Source organism: Modestobacter sp. DSM 44400, from assembly GCF_900107175.1.
Lineage (GTDB): Bacteria > Actinomycetota > Actinomycetes > Mycobacteriales > Geodermatophilaceae > Modestobacter.
On sequence record NZ_FNOZ01000015.1, the window covers coordinates 48,901 to 75,259 of the forward strand.

Sequence of the window (26,359 nt, forward strand, 5' to 3'; positions counted from 1 at the left end):
CCCGAGGAGCTGACGTCGTGCCCTCTCTTGCCAGCGAGCTCGCCACCTGGGCTGCTGACCTCGATCCGACCGCCGAGGACCTCGCGCTGGCGGACCGAGCGCTCGTGGACACCGTCGCCGTCGCCGTCGCCGCCCGCGCCGAGCCCGTCGTCGGCCGCGCCCTCGGCGTCTCGGAGGCCGCGCGCTGGGCCACCGCGGCCCACGTCCTGGACTTCGACGACCTGCACATGGAGTCGACGACGCACATCAGCACCGTCTGTGTCCCGGCCGTCCTGGCGACCGGCGGTGGGGCCCGGGCCTACCTGGCCGGTGCGGGGGTGATGGCCCGGATCGGCCGCGCGCTGGGCTGGGCGCACTACAGCGCCGGCTGGCATGCCACCACGACGGCCGGCGCGCCGGCCGCGGCTGTGTCGGCCGGCGTGGCCCTCGGTCTCGACGCCGAGCGGCTGGCCACCGCGATGGCCCTGGCAGTCCCGGCGGCGGGCGGGGTGCAGCGCGCCTTCGGCACCGATGCGAAGTCCCTGCAGGTCGGCTTCGCCGCCGACGCCGGCGTCCGGGCGGCTCGCCTGGCCGCAGCCGGCGCCACGGCCGACCCGCGGGCCCTCGACGGCTGGTTGGAGCTGGCCGGCGGCGACCCGAGCAGCCTCGACATGGGCGGCCCGGCGGTCCCGGGCGGCCTGGCCATCAAGGTGTTCCCCTGCTGCTACGCCCTGCAGCGCCCGATCAGCGCGCTGTCCGCGCTCCGCGCGGGCGGGGTGGACCCGGCCGAGGTGCGCCGGATCGTCGTGCGGACGCCGAAGGGCACCGTCACGCCGCTGAGCCACCACCGTCCCGTCACCGGGCTCCAGGCCAAGTTCAGCATGGAGTACGCCGCGGCCACGGCCCTGCTCGATGACTACGCGGGGTTCTGGAGTTTCACCGACGAGGCCGTCCAGCGGCCGGCGGCGCAGCGGCTGGTCGAGCTGGTCCAGATCGAACTGGGCGACGGCGGGGACTGGCTGCTGGCCGGGGAGTTCGACGCGGAGGTCCACGTGGGGGACGAGGTGCTGCGCGCCTCGCAGCAGTTCCCGCCGGGGTCGCCCCAGCGCCCTCCGACGCACGAGGAACTGCTGCGCAAGGTGCGGGAATGCCTGGCCGGCTCCGGTCTGGAGCCCGAGTCGATCGAGTGGTCGACCGCCGGGCAGCTCCTGCGCGACCACGTCTGACCCCGCGCGAGGCCGAACCATCGAAACGGCCGCAGTGCACCAAAGGACGCAACGAACCGAGGGAGGGGCCCCGTGGAAGGGCTGACCGAGGAAGAACAGGCGATCGTCGAGACCGTGCGGGACTTCGTCGACCGGGCGGTGAAGCCGGTGGTCCAGGAGCTGGACCACACGAACACCTACCCCGAGGCGCTCATCGAGCAGATGAAGCAGCTGGGCATCTTCGGCCTGGCGATCCCCGAGCCGTGGGGCGAGGTCCGGGTGAGCGCCCCCTGTTACGCGCTGGTAACCGAGGAGCTCGCCCGGGGCTGGATGAGCCTGGCCGGCGCCATGGGCGGGCACACCGTGGTGGCCAAGCTCATCCTCGATCACGGGACGCAGGAGCAGAAGGACACCTACCTGCCCCGGATGGCGACCGGCGAGCTGCGCGCCACGATGGCGTTGACCGAGCCCGGCGGCGGCTCGGACCTGCAGGCCATGCGCACCACCGCGACGCGGGCCGGCGACGAGTACGTCGTCAACGGGGGGAAGACGTGGATCACGAACGCCCGTACGTCCGGGTTGGTGGCCCTGCTCTGCAAGACCGACCCGGCCGCCGTCCCCGCCCACTCGGGCATCAGCATCCTGCTGGTGGAGAAGGGCCCGGGCTTCACGGTCTCCCGCGACCTGCCGAAGCTGGGCTACAAGGGTGTGGAGAGCTGCGAGCTCTCCTTCGACGACTACCGCACCCCGACGAGCGCGCTGCTCGGCGACCATGAGGGCCGTGGGTTCTCGCAGATGATGCGCGGGCTGGAGATCGGCCGGATCCAGGTCGCCTCGCGGGCCCTCGGCGTCGGCCGCGCTGCTCTGGAAGACGCCTTGCGGTACGCCCAGGAGCGGGAGAGCTTCGGCAAACCTATCTGGAAGCACCAGTCGATCGGGAACTACCTCGCCGACATGGCGACCAAGCTGATCGCAGCGCGGCAGTTGGTGCTCTACGCCGCCCGGCGGTTCGAGGCGGGAGAGCGGGCCGACATGGAGGCCGGGATGGCGAAGCTCTTCGCCTCCGAGACGGCCATGCAGATCGCGCTGGACGCGATCCGCATCCACGGTGGCTACGGATATTCGACCGAGTTCGACGTCGAGCGCTATTTCCGGGATGCCCCGCTCATGATCGTCGGCGAGGGCACGAACGAGATCCAGCGGAATGTCATCGCGCGCCAGCTGGTCAGCCGCAACAGCGTGGCCCCGTGACATGAGCCAGGCCGCTGACCAGGGTTCCGGACGTCCGGATGCACGGAGCGCGTGCTCCTGGCTGTTCGTCCCCGGAGACCGTCCCGACCGCTTCGGCAAGGCGGTGGCGAGTGGAGCCGATCTGGTGGTGTGCGACCTCGAGGACGCCGTCGGCGTGGACGCCAAGGCGCCGGCCCGCGGCGAGGTCGCCCGCTGGCTCGCCGGTGGCGGGGTGGGCTGCGTGCGGATCAACGCGCACGGGACGCCGTTCCACGACGCGGACGTCGCTGCGCTCGCCGGCGCGCCCGGCCTGGTCGCCGTGATGGTGCCCAAGGCGGAGGACCCGCGGCGGCTGACCGCGCTGAGCGAACGCCTGGGACCGGGCACCGCCGTGGTGGGACTGGTCGAGACCGCACTGGGCGTGCACCGCGTCCACCGGCTGGCCGCGACGCCTGGGGTGGCGCGACTGGCCTTCGGTTCGGTCGATCTCGCCCTTGACCTGGGCGCGGAGGACGCCGCACTGCCGCTGCTGTTCGCGCGCTCCGCGCTGGTGCTGGCCTGCCGGGTCGCGGGCCTCCCGGCGCCGGTGGACGGCGTCACGCGGGAGCTCGACGACCCGTCGGCCATCGGATCGGACACCGCCGCTGCCGTCGGCGTCGGCTTCGGCGGCAAGCTGTGTGTGCACCCGAAGCAGGTGAGCGCCGTCAACGCGGGTTTCCGGCCCAGCGACGCCGACGTCCGGCACGCCCGCGAGGTGCTGGCTGCCGCCGCCGGCGGGTCTGCCGCGCGGATCGGTGGGCAGATGATCGACCGGCCGGTCCTCGAGCACGCCTGGCGGGTGTTGCGGCGGGCCGGCTCCGATTCCGGCTCCGATGCGCCGGACAGTCCCCCCACGATATGAGGAGTGCACCGTGCTGCCGTTGACCGGGATCACCGTCGTCGCCTTGGAGCAAGCGGTGGCAGCCCCGTTCGCCACCCGGCAACTGGCCGACCTGGGAGCTCGCGTGCTCAAGGTGGAGCGGCCCGGGGTCGGCGACTTCGCCCGCGGCTACGACGAGACGGTCGAGGGGATGTCCAGCTACTTCGTGTGGCTGAACCGGGGCAAGGAGAGCGTCGCCCTGGACATCAAGGACCCCGACGACCGGGCGGTGCTGGACGCGATGCTGGCCGAAGCCGACGTGTTCGTGCAGAACCTGCTGCCCGGGGCGACGGCTCGTCTCGGCCTGGACCAGGAGACCCTCCGCGACCGGCACCCACGGCTGATCACCTGCTCCATCTCCGGCTACGGCTCCGACGGGCCCTATCGCAGCAAGAAGGCCTATGACCTGCTCGTCCAGTGCGAGGCGGGGTTCCTGTCGGTGACCGGAACGCCCGGGTCGCCGGCGAAGGCCGGTGCGTCGGTCGCCGACATCTCCGCCGGCATGTACGCCTTCACCGGTGTGCTGACCGCGCTGTACGAGCGGGAGCGGACCGGCGCCGGCACGAGCTTCGAGGTGGCGATGCTCGACGCGTTGGGTGAGTGGATGGGCCAGCCGTACTTCTACGCCCGCTACGGGGGCTCGCCGCCGCCGCGTACCGGCGCCCGCCACGCGTCCATCGCCCCCTACGGGCCGTACCGGGCCGGGGGCGGCGCCCAGGTGTTCATCGGGGTGCAGAACGAGCGGGAGTGGGCGGCGCTGTGCACCGATGTGCTGGCCCGGCCGGACCTGGCCGAGGATCCGCGCTTCGTCCGCAACTCCCGCCGGGTCGCCAACAACCGCCGAGCTCAGTACGCTGCTCGAGGCGGCGCTGGCGCAGCTGACCGCCGACCAGGTCACCGAGCGCCTCGACGAGGTGGGCATCGCAAACGCACGCCTGCGGACGATGGCCGAGTTCGCCGAGCACCCCCAGCTCGAAGCCCGCGATCGCTGGCGGGATGTCGACTCCCCGGTCGGCCCACTCCGTTCACTCCTCCCGCCGGTCACCGTCCCCGGACGGGAGTCCGCCATGGGGCCGGTGCCGGCCATCGGGCAACACACTGACGCCATCCGTGCGGAGTTCGCCTCTGGGCGCGACCGGACGCGCAGACAGGAGCAGTCATGACGACGAGCGCCATGGTGCAGCCGGCTGAGCCGGAGAGCAGCGCACGCACCGAGCTCATCACCCGGGAGCCGGCCGAGGCCCTGGCCGGGGTGCTGGACATCGCGGCGCCCTCGGCCGAGCAGGGCCTCCCGGCGTTGTGGCACTGGACGTACCTGCTCGAGCGTCGCCGGCAGAGCGATCTGGGCCCGGACGGTCACCCGACGCACGGCATACCGGCCCCACCCGGGCCCGGGCGGCTGCGCATGTTCGGCGGTGGCCGGGTGTCGACGTACTCGGCGCTCGAGTTCGGGCGGCCCGCGGTGCGCACCACCCGGCTGGCCCGCGAGGTCGACAAGGTGGGCGCGTCGGGGCCCATGACGCTGGCGACGGTGCGGTCGGACGTCGAGCAGGACGGCCGGCTGGCCATTACCGACGAGCAGGACATCGTGTACCGCCTCGCCGGTCCTCCGGCGCAGCCCCGCGCGGCTGCGGCACCGCAGGCCGACGAGCCGGCGCCGGAGGGACGGCTGGAGATGCCGGTCGACCCGGTGGTCCTGTTCCGCTTCTCCGCGCTGACCTACAACGCGCACCGGATCCACTACGACGCGACGTACGCGGCCGAGGAGGGCTATCCCGGCCTGGTGGTGCACGGACCCCTGAAGGCGCTGCTGATGGGCGAGTGCTTCCGCCGCTCCGGCGTCCCGCTGGAGGGGACGGTGTTCGCCTACCGGCTGGTCGCGCCGACGTTCGGAGCGCAGCGGCTGACCGTCACCTCGCGGGTCCTCGACGGACAGCGGTCCGCCCGCGTGCAGGACGGCCGAGGTCGGACCACCGCGACAGCCACGCTGGAGCCCCTCGAGGACGTCCGTCCCGCGCCCGCCGCGATCACCCGGTGACACACTCGGCGGCCCCCGTGGACAGGGCATCGGTCGCGGCGCGCCTGCTCGGGTTCCCGCGGCTGGAAGCTGACCGGCCGGAGCTCAAGCAGGCAGCGGTTGCGGTGTGCATCACCGAGCACCACGGCCGGCCGGCGCTGCTCATCACCCGGCGCGCTCCCCGGATGCGCGCCCACGCCGGCCAGCTGGCGCTGCCCGGCGGTCGCCGGGAGCCCGGGGAGGCCGCCGTCCAGGGAGCGCTGCGGGAATTGCACGAAGAGGTCGGGCTGACCGTGGGCCCGGACGACGTCCTGGGACTGCTGGACGACTACGTGACCCGATCCGGCTACGTCATGACGCCGGTCGTCTGCTGGGCCGGCGATCGCGGTGAGCTGGTCGGCGCCGAGGCCGAGGTCGCCCAGGTCCATCAGGTGCCGCTGGCCGACCTGGACGTCGAGCCGCGGTTCCTCCAGATCCCGGAGTCCGACGCGCCGGTCATCCAACTGCCGCTGTTCGATCGCTACCTCCACGCGCCGACGGCGGCGATCGTCCACCAGTTCTGCCAGATCGCCTGCCGTGGGCTGGTCACCCGGGTCGCGCACCTCGAGCAACCGGTGTTCGCCTGGCGGTGAGTTCGGCCGGCCACTCCTGATCCCGGTGCTGGGTAGGGTCACCAGCAGCCGATGCCGCACCGCCGCGGGATGCCCCGAGCCGGGAGTGCCGAACGTGACGTCTGGGGACGGATGGACGAGCCCCGAGGTCGCCCTGTCCCGGGCGTTCGTCGAGGCGACCCGGTCGTTGGTCTGCGTCGTCGACGGCGAGGGCCGGATCCTGCTCGCCAACCCCGCGCTGCAGCGGTTCACCGGCCGGTCGCCCGACGAGCTGGTCGGTCACCGGTTCTGGGACGTCTTCGTCGTCCCCGAGCACGTCCTGCTGGCCGAGGACGCGGTCGTCCGGGCGATGGCCAGCGGGGTCGCCTTCCCGCAGGAGGGCGACTGGCTGGCCGCGGACGGCGAACGCCGGCGGGTGGCCATGCAGAACGACGTCCTCACCGATGCCGACGGCCGGCCGTGGGGCATCGCGTGCGTGGGCCTTGACGTCACCGAGCAGCGCCGCCGTGAGGAGCAGCTGCACCTGCGCGCGCAGACCGACCTGCTGACCGGCCTGCCCAACCGGCGGGCGCTGTTCGACGTGCTCGGCCGCATGCTGGACCCCCCGGTCGGGGGCAGCTGCGGCATCCTGTTCTGCGATCTGGACGAGTTCAAGAGCGTCAACGACGAGTACGGGCACGCGGTCGGTGACGCGCTGCTCACCGAGGTGGCCCGGCGGCTCCTGGCCGTGGCCGAGTCCGGCGACGTCGTCGTCCGGTTCGGGGGCGACGAGTTCGTGCTGGTCTGCTCGCACGCCGACGACACGCGGCTGCGGGCCCTCGCCGCGCGGGTGGTGGACCGGGTGTGTGCCCCGGTCGCCGGCCCGGACGGGCCGCTCGCCGTCGGAGTGAGCGTCGGCACTGCTGCCGCGCGGCCCGGTGAAGGGCCCGACGAGCTGATCAGCCGCGCCGACCGGGCGATGTACGGCGCGAAGACCCATCAGGTCCGCCGCCATCCCCGTCGCCCGGCGCCGGGTGGTCCGCCGGCCTGAGCGGGCTCAGCTGCCCTGGGCGACCGCGGAGACGTGCTCCCACGCGCGCCACTCGGCCAGCCGGGACTCGTAGTCGCGGGTCGCGATGCCCAGCGGACCGCTCCCGAAGAACACCCGCAGCGGCGGGTTCTCGGCGTCGACGATCTGCAGCACGGCCTCGCGGGTGGCGACGGGGTCGCCGGGCGTGGACACCCGGGACCGGCGCAGCTCGGCGGCCTTCTGCCGGTAGGTGTCGTAGGCCGGCTTGGCGTCGGCATGCTTGGCCGAGGCGCCGCCCCAGTCGGTGGAGAACCCGCCGGGCTCGATGATCGTCACCTTGATGCCGAAGTCGGCGACCTCCTGGGCCAGCGACTGGCTGAAGCCCTCGAGCGCCCACTTGGAGGCGTTGTAGATGCCGATGTTGGGGAACGCGCTGATCCCGCCGATCGACGAGACCTGCAGGACGTGCCCCGAGCACTGCTCCCGCAGGTAGGGCAGCGCGGCCTGGGTGACGAACAGGGCGCCGAACACGTTGGTGTCGAACTGCCGGCGGGTCTCCGCCTCGGAGACCTCCTCGATCATCCCGAACTGGCCGTAACCGGCGTTGTTGACGACCACGTCCAGCCGGCCGAAGTGGTCGTGCGCCCGGGCAACGGCGGCGAACACGGCGTCCCGGTCGTCGACGTCGAGCTGGATCGGCAGCACCTGGTCGCCGTACTGCTGCACGAGGTCCTCGAGGCTGGCGGTGTCGCGGGCGGTGGCGGCGACGGTGTCACCGCGATCGAGGGCCGCGATCGACCACTCCTTGCCGAAGCCGCGCGATGCGCCGGTGATGAACCAGGTCCTGGCCATGAAGGTGCTCCTTCGGGGTACGTGGGTGTCGGCACGGGGGCGGCATTGCCTCGGCCCGTCGGAGGCGGCAGCACCCCGCCGGGGGAATCTGTTCCAGGTCGCGGCCAGGCGGCGGACCGCATGTGATCTGTGCAGCACAAGGGAGCTCCGGGCCAGGCGGTGTCTTAGGTTCGTTGTCCACCGCAAGTAAAAGGCGTAGAGGATTGAGATCAGCTGCATGGGCACTCCTGAGCGTCGCGCTCACCACCAGGTCACCTTTGCCGTCCTGACGGCGGGGGTGATCGCGTTCTCGCTGCTGCAGTCGCTGGTGACCCCGGTGCTGCCGACCATCGAGGCGGCGCTGCACACCAACCAGTCCGACGTGACGTGGGTGCTCACCGCCTACCTGCTGTCGGCCTCGATCTTCACGCCGATCCTGGGCCGGCTGGGCGACATGACCGGCAAGAAGCGGATGTTCGTCCTCGCGCTCGTCGCGCTGGCCGTCGGCTGCCTGCTCGCCGCCCTCGCGGCGAACCTGACCGTCATGATCATCGCCAGGGTCGTGCAGGGCATCGGCGGCGGCGTGCTGCCGCTGGCCTTCGGCATCATCCGGGACGAGTTCCCCCGCGACCGGGTGCCGGGCGCAATCGGAGCGATCTCGGCCCTGATCGCGGTGGGCGCCGGTGTCGGCCTGGTGGTCGCCGGTCCCATCGTCGACCTGCTCGGGTACTCGTGGCTGTTCTGGGCGCCACTGATCGTGCTGGTCGTCGCCGCGCTGGCCGCCCACTTCCTGGTCCCAGAGTCCCCGGTGCGCACGTCGGGGGCGATCAACTGGCCGGCCGCCCTGTTGCTGTCGGGCTGGCTGGTCGCGCTGCTCCTGCCGATCAGCCAGGCCCCGGCCTGGGGGTGGGGCTCCGCGAAGGTGGTGGGGCTGCTGGCCGTAGCCGTCGTCCTGGCGGCGCTGTGGATCCTCAGGGAGTCGCGGGCCGCGCAGCCGCTGATCGACATGCGGATGATGCGCATCCGCGCGGTGTGGGCGACCAACCTGGTGGCGCTGCTGTTCGGCGTGGCGATGTACGCAGCCTTCGCGTTCCTGCCGCAGTTCCTGCAGACGCCGTCCGCGGCCGGCTACGGGTTCGGCGCCTCGATCACCGAGTCCGGTCTGCTCGTGCTGCCGCAGACGATCGCCTCGTTCGTGCTGGGTCTGGTGTCCGGGCGGATGGCCCAGCGCGTCGGCTCGAAGGTCGTGCTGGTGGTGGGCGCGGCCATCGGGGCGCTCGGCTACCTCGGCTTCGTGTTCGCGCACGACTCGCGGACGGAGATCGTGGTGGTCTCGGTGGTGATGGGCGCCGGATTCGGGCTGGCCTTCGCCGCGATGTCCAACCTGATCGTGGCGGCCGTGCCGCCGCAGCAGACCGGGGTGGCCAGCGGGATGAACGCAAACATCCGCACCATCGGCGGTGCGATCGGTGCCGCGGTGATGGCCAGCGTGGTGACCGCGGGCGCGGGCCCGGGCGGGCTGCCGCAGGAGTCGGGCTACACGAACGGCTTCCTGCTGCTGAGCGGGGCGCTGCTGCTCAGCGCACTGGCCGCGCTGCTCATCCCGGCGGTGCGGCGGGACCCGGGCACCCACGTCGAGCCGGACGTCGAGCTGCGCCACCCCGAGGCGGCGTTGATCGCCGGAGGCACCCTGGTCGGCGACGACCCGGAGTGAGTCCACTGCGTCCGAGGTGAGGGCAGCAGGTCCTCCTCGTGGTCGAGCTCGCGCTCCAGGATCCGGAGGCCCTCGTCGGTCAGCTGGCCGGCGTTCCGCCAGCGGATCAGATCCTCGCGCTGGGCGTGCTGCAGGGAGGTCCAGCCGGCGCTGGTAGCGGGACAGCCGGGTCTGCCACCAGTCCCACCGCGACGCCGCCGGCCGCGGCCACGATGAACTGGCCCAGCGCGGACCAGGCGGAGAACGCCTCGCCGCGGGCGGCGGTGACCGCCACGGTGAGCGTGGTCAGCGCCGTCGCGTCGTTGAGCAGGCCCTCGCCCTGGATGAGGGTGACCAGCCGCGGGGGCAGGCCGACTCGCGGCCCACGGCGAGCGCGGCGCCCGGGTCGGGTGGCGTGACGGCGGCGCCCAGGGCGATCCGGCAAGCCCGGTGCGCTCGGCGACCCGGTGCAGCACCACGATCACGGCGACGGTGGCCAGCACGAGCAGGACCATCGTCTCGACGTTAACCCGGGTCATCCTTCCCGGGCAGGCCGTCCACCGGGCGTGCGGGCTTCCGACCGATCTGGTTCACGACGTGAACTTTCTCGGTCCAGGGGGAGGTGTGGCCGTGACCGAGCCGGAGTGGTCGGAGCTGGACGCGACCGGTCTGCGGGTGCTCAGCGACGCGGCCCTGGTGCTGGTCGGTGAGGACGTCGCCCGGGTGCTGGCCGACCTCGCCGCCGTCCGGGACGAGGTCCAGCAGGAGGATCGGACGCCGTCCCGCTGACCCGTTCGGCTGGGCTGAGAGGATGCTGGGCGTGACCGATGACCCGAGCGTGCTGGCGCCCTTCCAGGCGCAGCGGCCGCGGCTGTTCGGCATCGCCTACCGGATGCTCGGCTCGGCCACCGACGCCGAGAACGTGCTGCAGGACGCCTGGGTGCGCTGGTCGGGGGTGGACGTCGCCTCGGTCGCGGACCAGGGCGCCTACTTGACCCGCGTCGTCACCAACCTGTGCTTGTCCGCGCTGGACTCGGCCCGGGTGCGCCGCGAGGTGTACGTCGGCCCGTGGCTGCCCGAACCGGTGCTGACCGGGGCCGACTCGGAGCTCGGGCCGCTGGAGGACGCCGTCCAGCGGGAGAGCGTGTCGTTCGCCCTGCTGGTGCTGCTGGAGAAGCTGACGCCGACGGAGCGGGCGGCCTACGTGCTGTGCGAGGCGTTCGGCTACAGCTCGAAGGAGGCCGGTGAGCTGATCGGCGCCACGGACGCCAACGTCCGGCAGTTGCTGACCCGGGCGCGCAAGCACATGGGGGAGTCGCCCGGCCGGGCGGTGGACCCGGAGCAGTGGCGCACGCTGGTGGAACGGTTCCTGGCCGCAGCGCGGGACGGGGACGTGGCCGGCCTGACCGAGCTGCTGGCGGTCTCGGTGACGGTGCGGGCGGACGGCGGCGGTCGGGTGACCGCGGCCCGCAACCCGGTGCGCGGCAAGGACAAGGTCGCCCGGTACGTGCTGGGTGTGGTCGACCGCTTCGCCGTCGACATGGTCTCCGGCGTGGTGGAGGTCAATGGCGGGCCGGCGGTGGTGGCGACCGTGGACGGGGAGTTGAGCGCGGTGTGGTTCGTGCACACCGACGGCGAGCGGGTCACCGGCGTGGACGCGGTGCTCAACCCCGACAAGCTGGCGGTCGTCGCGGAGCAGTTGTCACGAACGGGCGGGCTGCCCGGTCGATAAGGCATGAGTCCTGTTCTCGCCACCGGTGCCACGGGCACGCTCGGCGTGCCCACCGTCGCTCGTCTGCCTGCGGCCGGAGTCGAGGTGCGGGCGCTGAGCCGACGGACCGGGCCGGGGCTGGCGACCGGCGCCCTGGTCACCGGTGTTGGTCTGGGCGCCGCGCTGGGCGGCGTGGAGACGGTGCGGCACCTGGCGACGGGCCGGTCCGACGTGCTCGCCGCTTTTCACCTGGTGGCTGCTGCCCGGGCTGCGGGCATACGGCACCTGGCGTTCATCTCGATCGTCGGGGTGGACCGAATTCCGTTCCCTTACTACCGGCAGCGCGTGGCGATCGAGGAGCTGGTGTCCTCCTCGGGCATTCCGTTCACCATCCAGCGGGCGACGCAGTTCCACTCGTTCCTTGAACAGTTCTTCACCGGGCTGCGCTTCTTCCCGGTGCTGCTCGCGCCGACCTTCCCGGTGCAGTCGATCGCAGCGGAGGAGGTGGCCGCGCTTTTGGTGCAGCTGGTCGGTGCTGAGCCGGCGGGACGGGCGCCGGACATCGGTGGGCCGGCTGCCCGACCGCTGCGCGAGCTGGCGTCGGTCTGGCGCCGGGCGGCGGGCGCCCGCCGTCCGGTTGTGCCCGTGACGTTTCCGGGCCGGACCTCCCGGGCTGTGACGGCGAGGCACGCGTTGGTGCCCGGGCCGGCGTACGGGCGGACGACGTTCGAGGAACACCTGGCGTCCCGGTACGCCAGGGCGCAATGATCACCGCTCCTTCCGAGGGGCTGGTCATGCCCCACGCAGCGACGGTGACGACGGTCGACGAGTACATCGGGGGCTTTCCGCCCGAGGTGGCGGCGCGGTTGGAGGAGGTGCGCCAGCTGATCCGGTCGGTGGTGCCGGCCGTGAGGGAGACGATCAGCTACAAGATGCCGACGTTCACCCTGGATGGCCGGCCGCTGGTGCACATGGCGGGCTGGAAGAACCACATCGGCCTGTACCCGCTGCCCCCGATGGACGACGAGCTGGCCGCAGCCGTGGCTCCCTACCGGTCGGCCAAGAATGCGATGAACCTGCCGCATGCGGTGGCGCTGCCGCGGGAGCTCCTGGCGCGGGTGATCGGGGTGCTGGTCGAGCGGCAGGGCACCAGCGAGCGCGGACCACGCGGTACGTCACCTACTCGGGCCATCACCACGATCCTGTCGCGCGGCTGCAGGTCCGGCGTGCCGACGCCCCGCCTGCGGACGGATGCGGACGGTTGACGCAGTCGGTGCAGTGTGGTGCTGTGCAGAAATCACAACGATGTGACTCGCCGTAGACGGAAGAGGGACGCCATGCGCAGCCCACGCTCCTGCCGGACGCTCGTCGCCGCCGCTGCCACCGCGGTCTTCCTTCCACTGGGAGTGCCGGTGGCGCTGGCTACCGATGGTCCGCCGGGCCGTCCCGGCGACGTGCCAGCTGTCGGTGCCCGCCAGCTCGAGGTCTCCGTCGTCTCCAGCCGTCCGGACGCCGTGAGTGGCGGCGACGCGCTCGTCCGCGTGGACCTCCCCGAAGGCGTGCCGCCCGAGCGGGTCCGGGTCCTCCTCGACGGCGAGGACGTCTCCGGCGACCTGCGCCCCTCCGACGGCGGCCTGCTCGGACTCGTCAACGGGCTCGCGCCGGGCCACCACAAGATCCGCGCCTCCGCCCACGGCGCCCGCTCGGACTCCGTGAAGATCACGGCGCACCCTGGGACGGGACCGGTGTTCTCCGGTCCCCAGGAGGAGCCGTTCGTCTGCGAGACGGCGGAGTTCACCACGGTGACCGGCCAGAGCCTCGGTGAGCCCCTCGACGCGGACTGCTCCGTCGCTCCCCGCGTCGAGTTCGTCTACCGCACCACCGCGGGGACCTTCCAGCCGCTGGCCGACCCCGCGGCTCTGCCGGACGACGTGGCCACCACCACAACGCTGGAGGGCGTCGAGACCCCGTACGTCGTCCGTGTGGAGACCGGCACGGTGAACCGCGGCGTGTACGAGTTCGCCGTTCTGTACGACCCGGCCGACGGGGTCGACCCCAGCCCCTTCGAGCGCAACCGCGCCTGGAACGACCGCCTCGTCTACACCCTGGGTGGTGGCTGCCGCGGCGGGTGGTACCAGCAGGGTGACAGCACCGGTGGCGTGCTGGTCGACTCGATGCTCTCGCGCGGCTTCGCGGTCGCCTCCAACACCCTCAACGTCTTCGGCAACAACTGCAGCGACCTGCTGACCTCGGAGACGCTGAGCATGACGCGGGAGGAGTTCATCGAGGCCTACGGAGAGCCGACATACACCATGGGCTGGGGCTGCTCGGGCGGCTCGTACCAGGCCCACCAAGCGGCCGACAACTACCCGGGGCTGCTCGACGGCATCGTCGTGGGCTGCAGCTTCCCCGACGTCGGCTTCGCCACCTCCCAGATGCTCGCCGACGCCCGTCTGCTCCACCACTACTTCACCATCACCGACCCCAGTGCAATGGACGAGGCGCAGGAACTGGCGGTCGCGGGCTTCGGCGTGCACGGCGCGATCGCCAGCCAGAGCGAGGGCGCCAAGCGGCTGGACCCGCAGGCCGAGTTCGACCCGTCGGTGCCGCAGGAGTTGCGCTACGACCCGCAGACGAACCCGGGCGGCGCGAGAGCGACCGTGTGGGACCACACCCGCAACGCCTACGGTGTCGACCCGGAGACCGGGTTCGCCCGACGGCCGCTGGACAACGTGGGAGTGCAGTACGGCCTGCACGCACTCCAGGCCGCAGCGATCACTGTCGACCAGTTCCTGCAGCTCAACGACCGCATCGGCGGGCTGGACATCGACGCCAATGTGGTCGCCGACCGGATGAGCGCCGACCCGGTGGCGCGCAAGGCGGCCTACGAGACCGGCCGCATCCTCGACGGTGGCGGGCTCGGGAACATCCCGATCATCGACTACCGGGCGTACACCGACGACCTGCCGGTGGGCGACATCCACATGCGCTATCAGTCGTTCTCCACCCGGGAGCGCCTGATCGAGGCCAACGGCGACGCCGACAACCAGGTGATGCTGGTCGAGGACAACACCCTGGGTCTGTTCAACGCTGACAGTCCGGTGCTCGTGTCGGCGCTGGAGCAGATGGACCGGTGGCTCCTCGCCCTACAGACTGCGGGCGACACCGGTGACGACCGGCACGAGGCCGTGGTCGCTGCCAAGCCGGCCGACCTCGTCGAGGCCTGCTTCGCGCCCGACGGCAGCAAGATCGTCGAGGAGCAGGTGTACCGGGGCGACACCCGCTGCAACGAGCTGTACCCGTCGTTCGCCTCGCCGCGGATCGTGGCGGGCGGGCCGGTCGCGAGCGACGTCATCACCTGTCAGCTGCAGGAGCCGGCCAGGACCGACTACCCGGAGATGACCGACGAGCAGTGGGCGCAATTGCGGAACGTCTTCCCGGCCGGCGTCTGCGACTACACCCAACCGGGGGTGGACGAGACGGTGCGCCAGGGCACCTGGGCCTTCTTCGACGCTCCCGGCGAGTGGACCTTCCACGAGCCGGCGGAGTAGACGGGCTGACCGTTGGCGCGGACCGGGCGCCGACGGGGCAGCGACGGCGATGCCCTGCGACGGCCCAGCAGGGTCGAACGCCGCGATCAGCGCCTCCTGTCGGCGGTCTGGCGGGCCAGGAGCAAGTACCGCGGACTTCAGGCTCCGAACACTCCTGGTCAGCGCCGGCGGCCCAGGAGGTAACCGATCCACACCCCCACCAGTGCCAGCACGCCGCCGCCGGCGGCGCCGACCAGCAGCGGGCGCGCCTCGGTCGGGACCCAGCCGCCTGTGGCGACGGCGGGGTTCGTGAACGTCGTCCGCAGTGCCGGAGGCGGTTCCGCGGAACCGTCCGTCGTCGACACCACGGCCTCGACCGGCCCGGCCGTCGGCGCGGTGCCGGCCAGCTCCGCGTCGATCGCGGAGAAGAACTGCCCGGCCATCCGCTTCGCGACGCCGGTGATCATCCGCTGCCCGACGCCGGCGACCGGGCCGCCCACCACGGCATCCGCCGAGTACGTCACCCGCGTCCCGCCGTCCACGGCCTCCAGGGAGATCGGCACCGTCGCGCGCACCTGGCCGGGTGCCCCGGCGCCGGATGCGTGCATCACGTACGAGGACGGCCGCTGCTGGTCGGTCAAGTGCACCTCGCCCGCGTAGCTGCCGCGGATCGCCCCCACGCCCACGGCCACGTGCATGCGGTAGGAGTCCTCACCGACCTGCTCCAGCGACACGCACCCGGGGATCGTCCGGGCCAGTACCGCCGGATCGGTGATCACCGCCCACACTTCCTCCGGAGGGGCCGAGAGCACCGCACTGCCGTCGAGGTTCACGCCATCGCTCCAGTGTTCAGGGTGGGAAGGGTCGGGTCGGTGTTCGTCACACGGTCGGCCGCCGAAGAGCGCACCAGGTCGTACAGCTCGGTCGGCGAGATCGGCATCGCCGCGATCCGCCGGCCCACCGCGTCCTCGATCGCCGACGCGATAGCCGCCGACCCCGGGATGACGCCGGCCTCACCGGCACCCTTGAGCCCCAGCGGGTTCAGCGGCGACGCCGTCTCCTGGTGGTCGATCACCACCGGCGGCACCTCGGATGCGTACGGCATCAGAAAGTCCATGAACGAGGCGTTCTGCAGCTGCCCGTCGGCGTCGTAGGCCATCCGCTCGTACAGCGCCCCGCCCACGCCCTGCGCAACGCCGCCGTGCACCTGGCCCTCCACGATCATCGGGTTCACCACGTTCCCGCAGTCGTGCACCACCGCGTACTGGACGACATCGATCTCCCACGTCGCCGGGTCGATCTCCACCACGACCGCGTGCGCACCCGACGCGAACGTCGACCGGATCGGCGAGTAGTAGTCGGTGTGTTCCAGCCCCGGAGCATCACCGACCGCCACCGGCGGCTTCGAGTTGTCGCCCGGGCCGGCGAACTGCGTGGCCTGCTTCGCCGCCTCGTCGAAGGCATACCGCAGCGGGTTCGACAGGACGGCGACCGTCCGCAGCGGGATCGACGTCCCCGGCACGCCCTTGACCTGCACCAGGCCGTCCTCGATCACCAGGTCCGCGGGCTCCGCCTCGAGCACGTCCGCGGCGATGCGCAGCGCCTTCTCCCGCACCCCCCGGGCAGCCAGCGCGACTGCGTTGCCGCTCATCACTGCCGCCCGGGAGGCGAACGTGCCGACCGCGTAGCCGAACCGCCGGGTGTCGCCGGTGGTGACCTCGACGTCCTCCATCGGCACGCCGAGCTCGGAGGCCACCAGCTGGGCGAACACCGTCTCGTGTCCCTGCCCCTGCGACGTCAGCCCGGTCGAGACCAGCACCTTGCCGCTGCCCAGCACCTGCACGTGTCCGCCCTCGTACGGCCCGGGCCCGGTGCCCTCCACGTACATCGCCATCCCGATGCCGAGCAGCCGACCGCGCGCCTCCGCGTCGGCCCGGCGCTCGACGACCGAGTCCCAGTCGATCAGCGCCTTGAGCTTGTCCATCAACCCGACGTAGTCGCCGGAGTCGTAGATGACCGGCCGGCCATCCTGGAACGTCAGGTGCTGGTCGTAGGGGAACTGGTCGACCTGGATCAGGTTCCGCGAGCGCACCTCGGCCCGGTCGATCCCGCGCTCCTGGGCGATCCGGTCCATCGTCCGCTCCATCGCGAAGCAGCCCTGCGGCCGCCCGGCGCCGCGGTACGGCGTCACGATCACGGTATTGGTGAAGACGCTGTCGACCTGCACCCGGTACACCGGGACCGCGTACGGACCGACCAGCTGGGTGGCCGTCACGATCGGGATGATGATCCCGTAGGGCGTGTACGCGCCGTTGTCGTGCCAGATGTGGACGTCGAGTGCCGTGACCCGCCCGCCGTCGTCGTACCCGACGGTGATCTCCTGCCGCTGCTGGCGCTCGTGCGCCGAGGAGATGAAGTGCTCGCGGCGGTCCTCGGTCCACTTCACCTCGTGGCCCAGCGCGATCGCGGCCATGGGAACGAGCAGCTCCTCCGGCCACGGGTGCACGATCTTCACGCCGAAACCGCCGCCGACGTCCGGGGCGATGACCTCCACCTTCTCCAGCGACAGCTGCAGCTTCGCCGCGATCGCCGCCCGCACCGACGTCGACGCCTGTGTGCTCGTGTAGACCCGCAGCGCCTTGTCGTCGGCATCCCAGCGCGCGTGTACGCCCTTGCCCTCCATCGGCATGGCCGCGCTCCGCTCGACGTACTGCGTGAACGACAGCGTGTGCGCCGAGGCGGCCAGGGCGACCGCGACGTCCCCGGTCTCCTGGTGGTGCCGGGCCGCGACATTGTCCGGCACGTCCTCGTGGACCGCGTGCAACGCAGCCCGGGCCGCGTCGACTCCGACGACGACCGGCAGCTCCTCGTAGGTGACCTCGATCAGCGCCGCCGCGTCCTCGGCGACGTACCGGTCGGTGGCGACCACCATCACCACGGCCTCACCGACGTGCTGGACGACGTCCTTGGCCAGCGGGTACCCGGTGCGCGGATGGGTGAGCTGCGGATGCGGGATGAGCACCGGCAGCGGCTCGGCCAGCGGACCGGTGAGGTCCGCGTAGGTGTAGATCGCCAGCAGGCCCTCGACGTCCAGCGCGCCGGTGACGTCGATGTCGACCACCCGGGCGTGCGCGTACGGACTGCGGAGGAACGCCGCGGCGTGCGCGTCAGCGCCGATGTCGTCGAGGTAGCGCCCCTGGCCGATGATCAGCCGGGCGTCCTCGCGCCGGCGAACCGGCTCCCCGAACAGCTTGGTGGTCACCGGGCCGCTGCCGCGCGCATCGTCTCGGCGCGCATCGTCTCGGCCGCATGCCGGCAGGCCTTCTTGATGTTGGCGTAGCCGGTGCAGCGGCACAGGTTGCCGCCGACCAGCTCGTCGACCTCCTCCGCGGTGATCTCGACCGTGTCCCTCCCGGCCGCCCGGCGGGCGTCGAGCCCGGCGGCGATCGTGGTCAGGAGGCCCGGCGTGCAGAAGCCGCACTGCAGGGCGTGGCACTCCCGGAACGACTCCTGGACGGGGTGCAGCACCTGGCCGCCCTGGTGGTTGGAGCGCGACAGGCCCTCCACGGTGGTCACCGACTGTCCGTCGACCTGGACGGCGAGCATCAGGCACGACCGCACCGGCACGCCCTCGACCAGCACCGTGCACGACCCGCAGACCCCGTGCTCGCAGCCCACGTGCGTGCCGGTCAGCCCGAGCTCGTGGCGCAGCGCGTCGGACAGCAGTCGGCGGACCGGCACGGTGGCTTCACGTGGAACACCGTTCACGGTGACGGAGATGGTGCGTTCCAGATCCACGGTCATGAGGCCTCCAACGCCCGGCGGACGGCTTCCGCGCCCGCGTCGGCGAGCGTCCGTTCGGTGAGGGTGGCGACCAGCAGCCGCCGGTAGTCGGCACTGGCATGCAGGTCGCCGTCCGGATCGACCAGGCCACGGGCCAGCGCTCCGGCCGCCGCCCAGTCGGCGCTGTCGACGGTCCGGCCGGCCACCGCCTCGGTCAGGTCGTGCACCTCGGGCACCAGGCCCACCGAGAGGTAGGCGGCGCGCGCCGCGGTGATCCGCAGGTCGTCGTCCACGGTGACGACGACGCCGGCGCCGCACACCGCGTAGTCGCCCTTGCGCCGGGCGACCTCGGCGAACGCGGTGCCCGAGCGGGCGGGCAGTGCCGGGAAGAAGGCGTCAAGGACGACGGCCGGTCCGTGCACCGAGGTCTCCAGCGGCCCGACGAAGAACTCGCGCCAGCCGATCGTGGTCGGCCCGCCGGGCGTGGCCACGGTGACCGAGCCGTCGGTCAGCGCGAGCACCGAGGTCATCTCGCCGGAGGGATCGGCGTGCACGATGGAGCCGACCGTCGTGCCCCGGTTGCGGATCGCCGGGTGCGCGACGTTCGCCGTCGCCCGCGTCAGCAGGGGCTGCACGCCGGCCGCCTCGACGGAGGCCAACAGCGCGGCGTGCCGCACGAGCGCGCCCACCCGGACGCCGTCCCGACCGGCCTCGATGAAGTCGAGGCCGGGCAGGCGGTTGATGTCCACCAGCGTGGTGGGCGCGGCCAGGCGCATCGACAACAGCGGCAGCAGCGACTGCCCGCCGGCGAGCACTTTCGCGCCCTCGCCCTCGGAGCTGAGGACGTCGAGTGCCTCCTCGACGGTGGTCGGGTCTGCGTAGCCGAAGGGAGCGGGCTTCACCGCGTGCGGGTCACCTCGCCGGTGTCGGCGCCGTCGCCGAAGCTGGACGGGTCCGCGCCACCGCGGGCGTCCTGGGTCCCGTCGCTCACCGCGTGACCCCCGGCGTGGCCCAGTGCCGGACCGGTGCCCTCGAGGAACCCGTGCTCGGCGGTCAGTGCAACCTTCATCTCGGCGGGCGCCACGGCCCGGGCGAGGTGCCAGCCGACGACGGCGACGATCGAGCCGAGGGCGATGCCGCCGAGGGAGTACTCGTCGCTGAACACCAGGTTGACGTTGCCGATCCCGATGATGATCCCGGCGGCCAGCGGCACCAGGTTGATCGGGTTGGCGAAGTCGACCCGGTTCTCCTTCCAGATCTTGGCGCCCAGCAGGCCGATCATTCCGTAGAGGATCACCGTGATCCCGCCGAGCACGCCGCCGGGGATCGCGTTGACCAGGGCGCCGAACTTGGGGCAGAGGCCCAGCAGGAGCGCCACGATCGCCGCGACGTAATAGGCCGCGGTGGAGTAGACCCGGGTGGCCGCCATGACCCCGATGTTCTCCGCGTACGTGGTCGTCGGCGAGCCGCCGACCGAGGTGGCCAGCACGGTGCCGAGGCCGTCGGCGAAGATCGCCCGCCCCAGCACCGGGTCCAGATCCCGCTTGGTCATCGCCGCCACGGCCTTGACGTGCCCGGCGTTCTCCGCGATCAGCGCGATGACCGCCGGCAGCACCAGCATGCTGAAGTTCACCGAGAAGCTCGGCGCAGTGAAGGTCGGCAGCCCGATCCAGTCCGCGGTCTCCACGCCGGAGAGGTCCAGTCGGTTGTGGGTGGTGGCCTCGGTGGCGCCGCCGAGGACCGAGGTGATCGGACCGGCGGTGGCATCCAGCAGCGCGGACAGCAGGTAGCCGAAGACGAGTCCCAGCAGGATCGAGATGCGAGCCCAGAACCCGCGCAGCAGCAGGGAGGCGAGGATGACGAAGACCATCGTGGCCAGGCCGACCCACTGGTCCTGAGGCCAGTAGGTGTTCGCCACCACCGGCGCGAGGTTGAAACCGATGATGATGACGACCGCGCCGGTGACCGCGGGCGGCAGCACCGCATTGACCGCTCGCGGGCCCAGGGCGTTGATCAGCAGGCCGACCAGCGCGAGCACGACGCCGGAGACCAGGATCGCCCCCACCACGTCGCCCGAGTCCCCGCCGTTGGTCCGGATCGCGACCACGCCGCCGACGAAGGCGGCGCTGGTGCCCAGGTAGCTGGGCACCTTGCCCTTCACGACCAGGAGGAAGACGATCGTCGCGATCCCGCTCATCATGATCGCCAGGTTCGCGTCCAGGCCCATGATCAGCGGGAAGACGAACGTTGCCCCGAACATCGCCACCACGTGCTGCGCGCCGATGCCGATCGTGCGCGGCCAGGACAACCGTTCGTCGGGCGCCACCGACTCCCCGACGGGTGGGGTCTTGCCGTCCCCGTAGAGCTTCCAGCTGAACGCCATCGGTCCTCCATCGCCGGTCGAGGAGGGAACTGTGGCACCGACCACCGACACGCCGGAAGTACCTCAGCGCTAAATCTTCATCGGCGGCAGATTTCCCTCACCGCTAAGAGGTCTGTGCCGGTAGCGTCCTGCCGGTGAGTTCGAGTCCCGAGGGCCCCGCGGGCGTCCGGCACGTCTCCCTGCGCCGCGGCGTCTACGCCGACTCCGTCCGGTTGATGCAGGTCAGCCGGGACCTCGGGGGTCGCCCGGGGATCAGCGCCGTCCTGGTCGCGATGGCCACGCCACTCAACCTCGAACTCGCCGCCGGCATGGGCCTGGCGCCGGACGTCGGGGCCAGGCCCGACGAGCTGCTCATCGCGCTGCGGGCCGCCGGCGACGCCGAGCTGGCCGCCGCGCTAGCCGCCCTCGACGCAGCGCTGAGCGCGCGGGAGGGGGCCGGCGAGGCCCGTGCCGTCCCCGCCCGCACCATCGGGGCCGCACTGTCGGACCTGGACGCCGGCTCCGCGCTGGCCGTCATCAGCGTCCCCGGCCCGTACGCCGTGGCCGAGGTCGCCGACGCCATAGCGGCCGGCTCCTCGGTGCTCGTCTTCAGCGACGGCGTGCCGGTCGAGCACGAGGTGGCGCTCAAGCGGGCGGCGCACGAGGCCGGGGTGCTGGTCATGGGTCCGGACTGCGGTACGGCGATCGTCTCCGGGATCGCGCTCGGCTTCGCCAACGTCGTCCGCCCCGGCGCCGTCGGCCTGGTCGCCGCGTCCGGCACCGGCGCCCAGCAGGTCAGCTGCCTGCTCGACGCGGCCGGCGTCGGCGTCTCGCACGTGCTCGGCGTCGGCGGCCGCGACCTGTCCGCGGCCGTCGGCGGCCTGGCCACCCTCGATGCCCTCGCCGCGCTGGACACCGATGAGGGCACCGAGCGGGTGCTGCTGGTCTCCAAGCCCCCGGCTCCCGAGGTCGCCGCCGCGGTCGACGCGGCCGCCGCGCAGCTGTCCGTCCCCGTGCGGAGCGCCGTCCTCTCCGTCGACTCCCCGGACCTCACCGCCGCGGTGGAAGCGCTGCTCAGCGACCTGGGCGTCGACGTCCCCGACTGGCCGTGCCGCCCCGGGACGGCGGACGCAAGCGCGCCGGGGGCCGTCCTCAAGGGTCTCTACTCCGGCGGCACGCTGGCCGACGAGGCGATGCTCATCGCCACCCCGGTGCTCGGCGACATCCGCTCCAACACCCCGCTGCGCCCTGAGCTGGACCTCGGCACCGACCTCGCCGCGACCGGGCACGTGGTCGTCGACTTCGGCGACGACGCGCTCACCGTCGGCCGGGCGCACCCGATGATCGACCCGACCCTGCGGCTGGACGCGATCGCCGGGCTGGCGGCCGGTGGGGAGCCCGCGGTCCTGCTGCTGGACGTCGTCCTCGGGTACGGCGCCGACCCCGACCCGGCGGCCACCGTCGCCCCGGCGCTGCAGTCCGCCGGCCTGCCGGTGGTCGTGGCGCTGATCGGCACCGAGGCCGATCCGCAGTGCTGGTCCCGGCAGGCCGACGCACTGGCCGAGGCCGGCGCCGCGGTCTTCGCCTCCAACTCGGCCGCCACCCGCTACGCGCTCAGCCTGATCGGAGACGCCGAATGAGGAAGCCCCTCGGCGGACTGCTGTCCGCCCCGCCGGCCATCGTCGCCGCCGGTGTGGAGGTCTTCTCCGCAGCAGCGCGGGCCCAGGGCGCCGACGTCACCGACGTCGAGTGGCGCCCCCCGGGCTTCGGGAACCCCGACGACCTCACCCAGTTGGCCCTGGACCCGCGCCGCGCGGCGGCCAACCGGACGGCGGTCGAGCGGGTGCTCGCGGCGGGCTCGGTGCTCGTCGACGTGCGCCCGGCGCGTGAGGTCCTCGACCTGCCCGACCGGATGCTGCTGCACTCCGGCCCGCCGCTGACCTGGGCCACCGCCTCGGGCCCGATGCGCGGGGCGCTGATGGGCGCCTGCATCTTCGAGGGCTGGGCGAGCGACCCCGCGGGCGCCGAACGGGTCCTGGCCGCGGGCGAGATCGCGCTGGACCCCTGCCACCATCACCGCACCGTCGGCCCGATGGCCGGGGTGACCAGCCCGTCGATGTGGACGTGGTGCCTGGAAGACCCGGTGCACGGAGGTCGGGCCTTCTGCAACCTCAACGAGGGCCTGGGCAAGGTGTTGCGGATGGGCGCCTTCAACGAGGAGGTGCAGACCCGGCTTGCCTGGATGCGCGACGTCCTCGGGCCGGTGCTGCAGCGGGCTGTGCGCAGCCGCACCGAGCCGATGGACGTCAAGGCGATCCTCGCCCAGATGCTCCAGATGGGCGACGAGGGGCACAACCGCAACCGCGCCGGGTCGCTGATGGCGCTGCGCGAGCTGTCACCGTCCATCGTGGAGGTCGACGCCCCGGCGAAGGACGTCGCCGCCGTTTTGCGCTTCATCGGCGGCAACGAGCACTTCTACCTCAACCTCGGCATGCCGACGGCGAAACTGGCGATGGACGCTGCCCGCGAGGTCCCCGGCTCGACGATGGTCACCGCCCTCGCCCGCAACGGCACCGACTTCGGCGTGCGGACCGCCGGCACCGGTGACCGCTGGTTCACCGCGCCGGCGGACACCCCGGTCGGACTGTTCCTCGGCGACTACGGGCCCGAGGACGCCAACCCCGACATCGGCGACTCCGCGATCATGGAGACCTACGGCGTCGGCGGGTTCTCGATGGCCGCCGCGCCCGCGATCGTCCGGTTCGTCGGCGGCACCGTGCCCGACGCGCTCGCCACGACCGAGCGGATGTACCAGCTGACCCTGGCCGAGAACCCGGCGATGCAGATCCCGGTGCTCGGCTTCCGCGGCGCACCGACCGGCATCGACGTCGTCAAGGTCGCGCGCACCGGGTGGCTGCCGCAGATCAACACCGGCATGGCCGGCCGGGTCGCCGGTACCGGTCAGGTGGGCGCGGGCCTGGTCCAGCCGCCGCAGGCGTGCTTCGAGCAGGCGCTGGCCGCGCTTGCCGGGGAGTCCCGCGCCGCCGAATGAGCAGGGACGGCGGCATGGACGTCGTCCGGACCAGCAAGCGGTTGTCCTACGTGCTGCGGCACGCCCCCGACAGCGTCGGGCTGACTCTCGACGCCGCCGGCTGGGTGGACGTCGGTGATCTCCTCGCAGCGCTCGCCGCACACGGGAGGCCGCTCACCCGGGCCCAGCTGGACGACGTGGTGGCCCGCAACGACAAGCAGCGCTTCGCCGTCGACCCCCCGGCACCCGGATCCGCGCCAGCCAGGGGCACAGTGTCCCGGTGCGGCTGGGCTACGGGGCGCGTGAGCCACCCGCGGAGCTGTTCCACGGCACCGTTGAGCGGTTCCTCCCGGCCATCCTCGAGCAGGGGCTCCACCCGGGGAACCGGCACGCGGTGCACCTGTCCGCCGACGTCGCCACCGCACGCCGGGTCGGACGACGACGCGGGCAGCCCGTCGTCCTGCGTGTTGACGCCGCCGCGTTGGCCGCCGCCGGCGCCACGTTCACCCGCTCGGACAACGGTGTCTGGCTGGTGGACGCCGTCCCGCCCGGCTACCTCCGCGTTGTCGACGAGGGGTGAACGCCCGGGGCGGGTCGCCGGAACTGTCGGTCGGGGATGGCAGGATCGCGGGCAACGGATGAGCGGCGCCGACGGGCGATGCGCTGACAGGCGGGGGTGCGTGCTGCAGGATCGGCTGATCGAGCTCGTCGCGCGAGCGCCCCACAGCGACGTGCAGCGGCTGGTCCTCGAGCACGACTGGGCCAGCACCCCGCTCGGCGCCGTTGAGACCTGGTCCCCGACCCTGTTGGCGACCGTCGGTACCTGCCTGAACTCCCGGTTCCCGATGCTGTTGATCTGGGGTCCGGACCTCGTCATGGTCTACAACGACGCGTACGCGCCGCTGCTCGGTTCGCGGCACCCGGCGGCGGTGGGGCGGTCGTTGTCGGACGTGTGGGCCGACATCTGGCCGACGCTGCGGGGCATGGTCGAGGACGTGCACGGCGGCCAGGCGACGTTCAGCGAGGACCTGCTGCTGGTGACCAGCCGGGACGGGTTCGACGAGGAGACGTTCTTCACCTTCTCGTTCAGCCCGGTCGTGGAACCGGGCGGGCGGGTGGCCGGCATCCTGGACACGGTCGTGGAGACGACGCCCCGGGTGCTCGCCGCCCGGCGGATGGGCGTGCTCCAGGAGCTGGGCAGCCTTCCCCGCTCGGTACACGGCGGGACGGTCGAGGCCTGCACCGCCGCGCTCGGCGTCCTGGCCCGGGCCCGGGCCGACTGCCCGTTCGGCCAGGTGTACCTGGTCGGTGACGACGGACGCACCCGGATGGCGGCCCGCTACGGCACGCCGGGCGGCGACGACCCGCCCGGCCTCTTCGCCGACCCGGTCCGGACGGTCCTCTACACCGGCCGGACGGTCAGGGTGACCGGGCTGGCGCAGCGGCTGCCGGGACTCTCCGTCCCCAGCGCCAGTCCGGCCGGGCCCGCGGACGTCGACACGGCCGTCGTGGTACCGCTGACCGTGGCCGGGCAGACCGGCCCAGCCGGCGCGGTGGTGCTCGGGGTCAGCCCACACCTGCGCATGGACGAGCAGTACCGGGTCTTCCTGACCCTGGTCGCCGGCCAGGTCGGCGCCGCGGTCACCGACGCCCAGGCCGTCGAACACGAACGGCGCCGCGCCGACGAGCGGGCCGAGCTCGACCATGCCCGGGCGCAGTTCTTCACCGAGGTCGCCGTCACCCTGCAGCGCGCCGTCCTCGGGCCGACCGTGCTGCCCGACGGGTTCGCGGTCCACTACGAGCCGGCGACCGGCACGCTGGAGGTGGGCGGCGACTGGTACGACGTCGTCGACCTCCCCGATGGCCGGCACGGCGTGGTGGTGGGCGACGTGGTCGGCCGCGGCCTGGCCGCCGCCGCGGTCATGGGCCAGCTGCGCAGCGCCGGCCGGGCGCTGCTGCTGGAGAGCCGCTCGCCGGCGCACGTGCTCCGCGCGCTGGACCGGTTCGCCGCGCTCGTCCCCGGCGCGGTGTGCAGCACCGTCTTCTGCGCCGTCGTCGACCCCGCCACCAGGACGCTCCGCTACAGCAGCGCCGGCCACGTGCCGGCCATCGTCGCCGACGCCGACGGCGCCTTCCGGTTCCTGACCGAGGCCGGCTCGCTGCCGCTGGCAGTGGTCGACGACCTCGTCCGACCCGAGGTCGACGTCGTCCTGCAGCCCGGCTCGACGCTGCTGCTCTACACCGACGGGCTCGTGGAGCGGCGTGACGGGGACCTGGATGCGGGCATGGCCCGTGCGGCCGCCGCCCTCGCCGAGGGCCGTTCCCTGCCGCCGGCCGCGCTGGTCGGGGTGCTCACCGACCAATTGCTGGACGACGCCCCCGACGACGACGTCGCCCTGCTGCTCTACCGCTGCCACTGAACCGGGTCGGACCGGTCCGTCCCATCCG

24 protein-coding genes and 2 pseudogenes are annotated in these 26,359 nt (G+C 72.6%); 19 read left to right on the top strand and 7 right to left on the bottom strand.

What is annotated here, in order from left to right; all coding sequences use genetic code 11:
• Positions 1 to 17: 17 nt before the first annotated feature.
• The 8 genes and pseudogenes from BLW04_RS11590 to BLW04_RS11620 all read left to right on the top strand — a co-directional run bounded on the left by BLW04_RS11590 (position 18) and on the right by BLW04_RS11620 (position 6,991).
• On the top strand, positions 18 to 1,205 hold the full coding sequence (locus BLW04_RS11590; RefSeq protein WP_217630997.1) for an MmgE/PrpD family protein: 1,188 nt from the start codon (positions 18 to 20) through the stop codon (positions 1,203 to 1,205).
• Between the two features lie 72 nt (positions 1,206 to 1,277).
• Positions 1,278 to 2,435: an acyl-CoA dehydrogenase family protein gene (locus BLW04_RS11595; RefSeq protein WP_175484017.1), complete on the top strand. Its 1,158-nt coding sequence runs from the start codon at positions 1,278 to 1,280 to the stop codon at positions 2,433 to 2,435.
• Between the two features lies 1 nt (position 2,436).
• The gene (locus BLW04_RS11600; protein ID WP_091540604.1) at positions 2,437 to 3,315 is read left to right on the top strand and encodes an HpcH/HpaI aldolase/citrate lyase family protein; all 879 of its coding nucleotides are present in this window, start codon (positions 2,437 to 2,439) and stop codon (positions 3,313 to 3,315) included.
• Positions 3,287 to 4,102: pseudogene (locus tag BLW04_RS11605) on the top strand (CaiB/BaiF CoA transferase family protein); the annotation flags it as partial. The gene BLW04_RS11600 and the pseudogene BLW04_RS11605, both read left to right, overlap by 29 nt.
• On the top strand, positions 4,101 to 4,496 hold the full coding sequence (locus BLW04_RS29620) for a CoA transferase (protein WP_371327787.1): 396 nt from the start codon (positions 4,101 to 4,103) through the stop codon (positions 4,494 to 4,496). The pseudogene BLW04_RS11605 and the gene BLW04_RS29620, both read left to right, overlap by 2 nt.
• Positions 4,493 to 5,371, top strand: coding sequence for an HTD2 family dehydratase (locus BLW04_RS11610; RefSeq protein ID WP_217630998.1), 879 nt, complete (start codon positions 4,493 to 4,495; stop codon positions 5,369 to 5,371). Before BLW04_RS29620 ends, BLW04_RS11610 begins: the two co-directional genes overlap by 4 nt.
• A gap of 17 nt (positions 5,372 to 5,388) precedes the next feature.
• Positions 5,389 to 5,982, top strand: a complete 594-nt coding sequence (locus BLW04_RS11615) for an NUDIX hydrolase (RefSeq protein WP_217630999.1) — start codon at positions 5,389 to 5,391, stop codon at positions 5,980 to 5,982.
• A gap of 94 nt (positions 5,983 to 6,076) precedes the next feature.
• Positions 6,077 to 6,991: a GGDEF domain-containing protein gene (locus BLW04_RS11620; protein ID WP_254781380.1), complete on the top strand. Its 915-nt coding sequence runs from the start codon at positions 6,077 to 6,079 to the stop codon at positions 6,989 to 6,991.
• Positions 6,992 to 6,997: 6 nt separating this feature from the next.
• Here BLW04_RS11620 and BLW04_RS11625 read toward each other — a convergent pair whose 3' ends face one another.
• The gene (locus BLW04_RS11625; protein WP_091540613.1) at positions 6,998 to 7,822 is read right to left on the bottom strand and encodes an SDR family oxidoreductase; all 825 of its coding nucleotides are present in this window, start codon (positions 7,820 to 7,822) and stop codon (positions 6,998 to 7,000) included.
• A 217-nt stretch (positions 7,823 to 8,039) separates the two neighbouring features.
• Between BLW04_RS11625 and BLW04_RS11630 the strand changes: the two genes are divergently transcribed.
• Positions 8,040 to 9,515: an MFS transporter gene (locus BLW04_RS11630; RefSeq protein WP_091540616.1), complete on the top strand. Its 1,476-nt coding sequence runs from the start codon at positions 8,040 to 8,042 to the stop codon at positions 9,513 to 9,515.
• Positions 9,516 to 9,621: 106 nt separating this feature from the next.
• Here the strand turns inward: BLW04_RS11630 and BLW04_RS11635 are convergent, their stop codons facing one another.
• Positions 9,622 to 9,939: a cation:proton antiporter domain-containing protein gene (locus BLW04_RS11635; protein WP_217631000.1), complete on the bottom strand. Its 318-nt coding sequence runs from the start codon at positions 9,937 to 9,939 to the stop codon at positions 9,622 to 9,624.
• Positions 9,940 to 10,124: 185 nt separating this feature from the next.
• Between BLW04_RS11635 and BLW04_RS26675 the strand changes: the two genes are divergently transcribed.
• From BLW04_RS26675 to BLW04_RS11655, 5 genes are all read left to right on the top strand, one after another.
• Positions 10,125 to 10,283 (top strand): hypothetical protein, encoded by a 159-nt coding sequence (locus BLW04_RS26675; protein WP_175484018.1) that lies wholly within the window; start codon positions 10,125 to 10,127, stop codon positions 10,281 to 10,283.
• Positions 10,284 to 10,314: 31 nt separating this feature from the next.
• Positions 10,315 to 11,226 carry an RNA polymerase sigma-70 factor gene (locus BLW04_RS11640; protein WP_217631001.1) on the top strand — a complete coding sequence of 304 codons (912 nt, stop codon included), beginning with the start codon at positions 10,315 to 10,317 and terminating at the stop codon, positions 11,224 to 11,226.
• 3 nt (positions 11,227 to 11,229) lie between these two features.
• The gene (locus tag BLW04_RS11645; RefSeq protein WP_091540623.1) at positions 11,230 to 11,973 is read left to right on the top strand and encodes an SDR family oxidoreductase; all 744 of its coding nucleotides are present in this window, start codon (positions 11,230 to 11,232) and stop codon (positions 11,971 to 11,973) included.
• A gap of 26 nt (positions 11,974 to 11,999) precedes the next feature.
• Positions 12,000 to 12,470 (top strand): iron chaperone, encoded by a 471-nt coding sequence (locus BLW04_RS11650; protein WP_091540736.1) that lies wholly within the window; start codon positions 12,000 to 12,002, stop codon positions 12,468 to 12,470.
• 72 nt (positions 12,471 to 12,542) lie between these two features.
• Positions 12,543 to 14,756: a DUF6351 family protein gene (locus tag BLW04_RS11655; RefSeq protein ID WP_175484019.1), complete on the top strand. Its 2,214-nt coding sequence runs from the start codon at positions 12,543 to 12,545 to the stop codon at positions 14,754 to 14,756.
• A gap of 158 nt (positions 14,757 to 14,914) precedes the next feature.
• Here the strand turns inward: BLW04_RS11655 and BLW04_RS11660 are convergent, their stop codons facing one another.
• Genes BLW04_RS11660 through BLW04_RS11680 form a run of 5 tightly spaced genes read right to left on the bottom strand, consistent with a single transcriptional unit; the run spans position 14,915 to position 20,901 of the window.
• Positions 14,915 to 15,568 carry a CoxG family protein gene (locus BLW04_RS11660; protein ID WP_091540627.1) on the bottom strand — a complete coding sequence of 218 codons (654 nt, stop codon included), beginning with the start codon at positions 15,566 to 15,568 and terminating at the stop codon, positions 14,915 to 14,917.
• Complete coding sequence (gene cutA, locus BLW04_RS11665) at positions 15,565 to 17,997, bottom strand: aerobic carbon-monoxide dehydrogenase large subunit (RefSeq protein WP_091540631.1); 2,433 nt, start codon at positions 17,995 to 17,997, stop codon at positions 15,565 to 15,567. Before cutA ends, BLW04_RS11660 begins: the two co-directional genes overlap by 4 nt.
• On the bottom strand, positions 17,994 to 18,539 hold the full coding sequence (locus BLW04_RS11670) for a (2Fe-2S)-binding protein (RefSeq protein ID WP_091540635.1): 546 nt from the start codon (positions 18,537 to 18,539) through the stop codon (positions 17,994 to 17,996). Before BLW04_RS11670 ends, cutA begins: the two co-directional genes overlap by 4 nt.
• Complete coding sequence (locus BLW04_RS11675; RefSeq protein ID WP_091540639.1) at positions 18,536 to 19,420, bottom strand: FAD binding domain-containing protein; 885 nt, start codon at positions 19,418 to 19,420, stop codon at positions 18,536 to 18,538. The genes BLW04_RS11670 and BLW04_RS11675 overlap by 4 nt, the downstream gene beginning before the upstream one ends.
• Positions 19,417 to 20,901, bottom strand: coding sequence for a uracil-xanthine permease family protein (locus tag BLW04_RS11680; RefSeq protein WP_091540643.1), 1,485 nt, complete (start codon positions 20,899 to 20,901; stop codon positions 19,417 to 19,419). The genes BLW04_RS11675 and BLW04_RS11680 overlap by 4 nt, the downstream gene beginning before the upstream one ends.
• A gap of 134 nt (positions 20,902 to 21,035) precedes the next feature.
• Here BLW04_RS11680 and BLW04_RS11685 point away from each other — a divergent pair, with 134 nt between their 5' ends.
• From BLW04_RS11685 to BLW04_RS27535, 5 genes and pseudogenes are all read left to right on the top strand, one after another.
• The gene (locus tag BLW04_RS11685) at positions 21,036 to 22,520 is read left to right on the top strand and encodes an FdrA family protein (RefSeq protein ID WP_254781383.1); all 1,485 of its coding nucleotides are present in this window, start codon (positions 21,036 to 21,038) and stop codon (positions 22,518 to 22,520) included.
• Positions 22,517 to 23,932, top strand: coding sequence for a YlbE family protein (locus tag BLW04_RS11690; RefSeq protein ID WP_091540647.1), 1,416 nt, complete (start codon positions 22,517 to 22,519; stop codon positions 23,930 to 23,932). The genes BLW04_RS11685 and BLW04_RS11690 overlap by 4 nt, the downstream gene beginning before the upstream one ends.
• Before the next feature lie 14 nt (positions 23,933 to 23,946).
• A pseudogene (locus BLW04_RS28360) lies at positions 23,947 to 24,084 on the top strand (RNA 2'-phosphotransferase); the annotation flags it as partial.
• Between the two features lie 107 nt (positions 24,085 to 24,191).
• Complete coding sequence (locus tag BLW04_RS28365) at positions 24,192 to 24,491, top strand: RNA 2'-phosphotransferase (RefSeq protein ID WP_254781394.1); 300 nt, start codon at positions 24,192 to 24,194, stop codon at positions 24,489 to 24,491.
• A 100-nt stretch (positions 24,492 to 24,591) separates the two neighbouring features.
• On the top strand, positions 24,592 to 26,331 hold the full coding sequence (locus BLW04_RS27535; protein ID WP_139306821.1) for a PP2C family protein-serine/threonine phosphatase: 1,740 nt from the start codon (positions 24,592 to 24,594) through the stop codon (positions 26,329 to 26,331).
• Positions 26,332 to 26,359 lie beyond the last annotated feature (28 nt).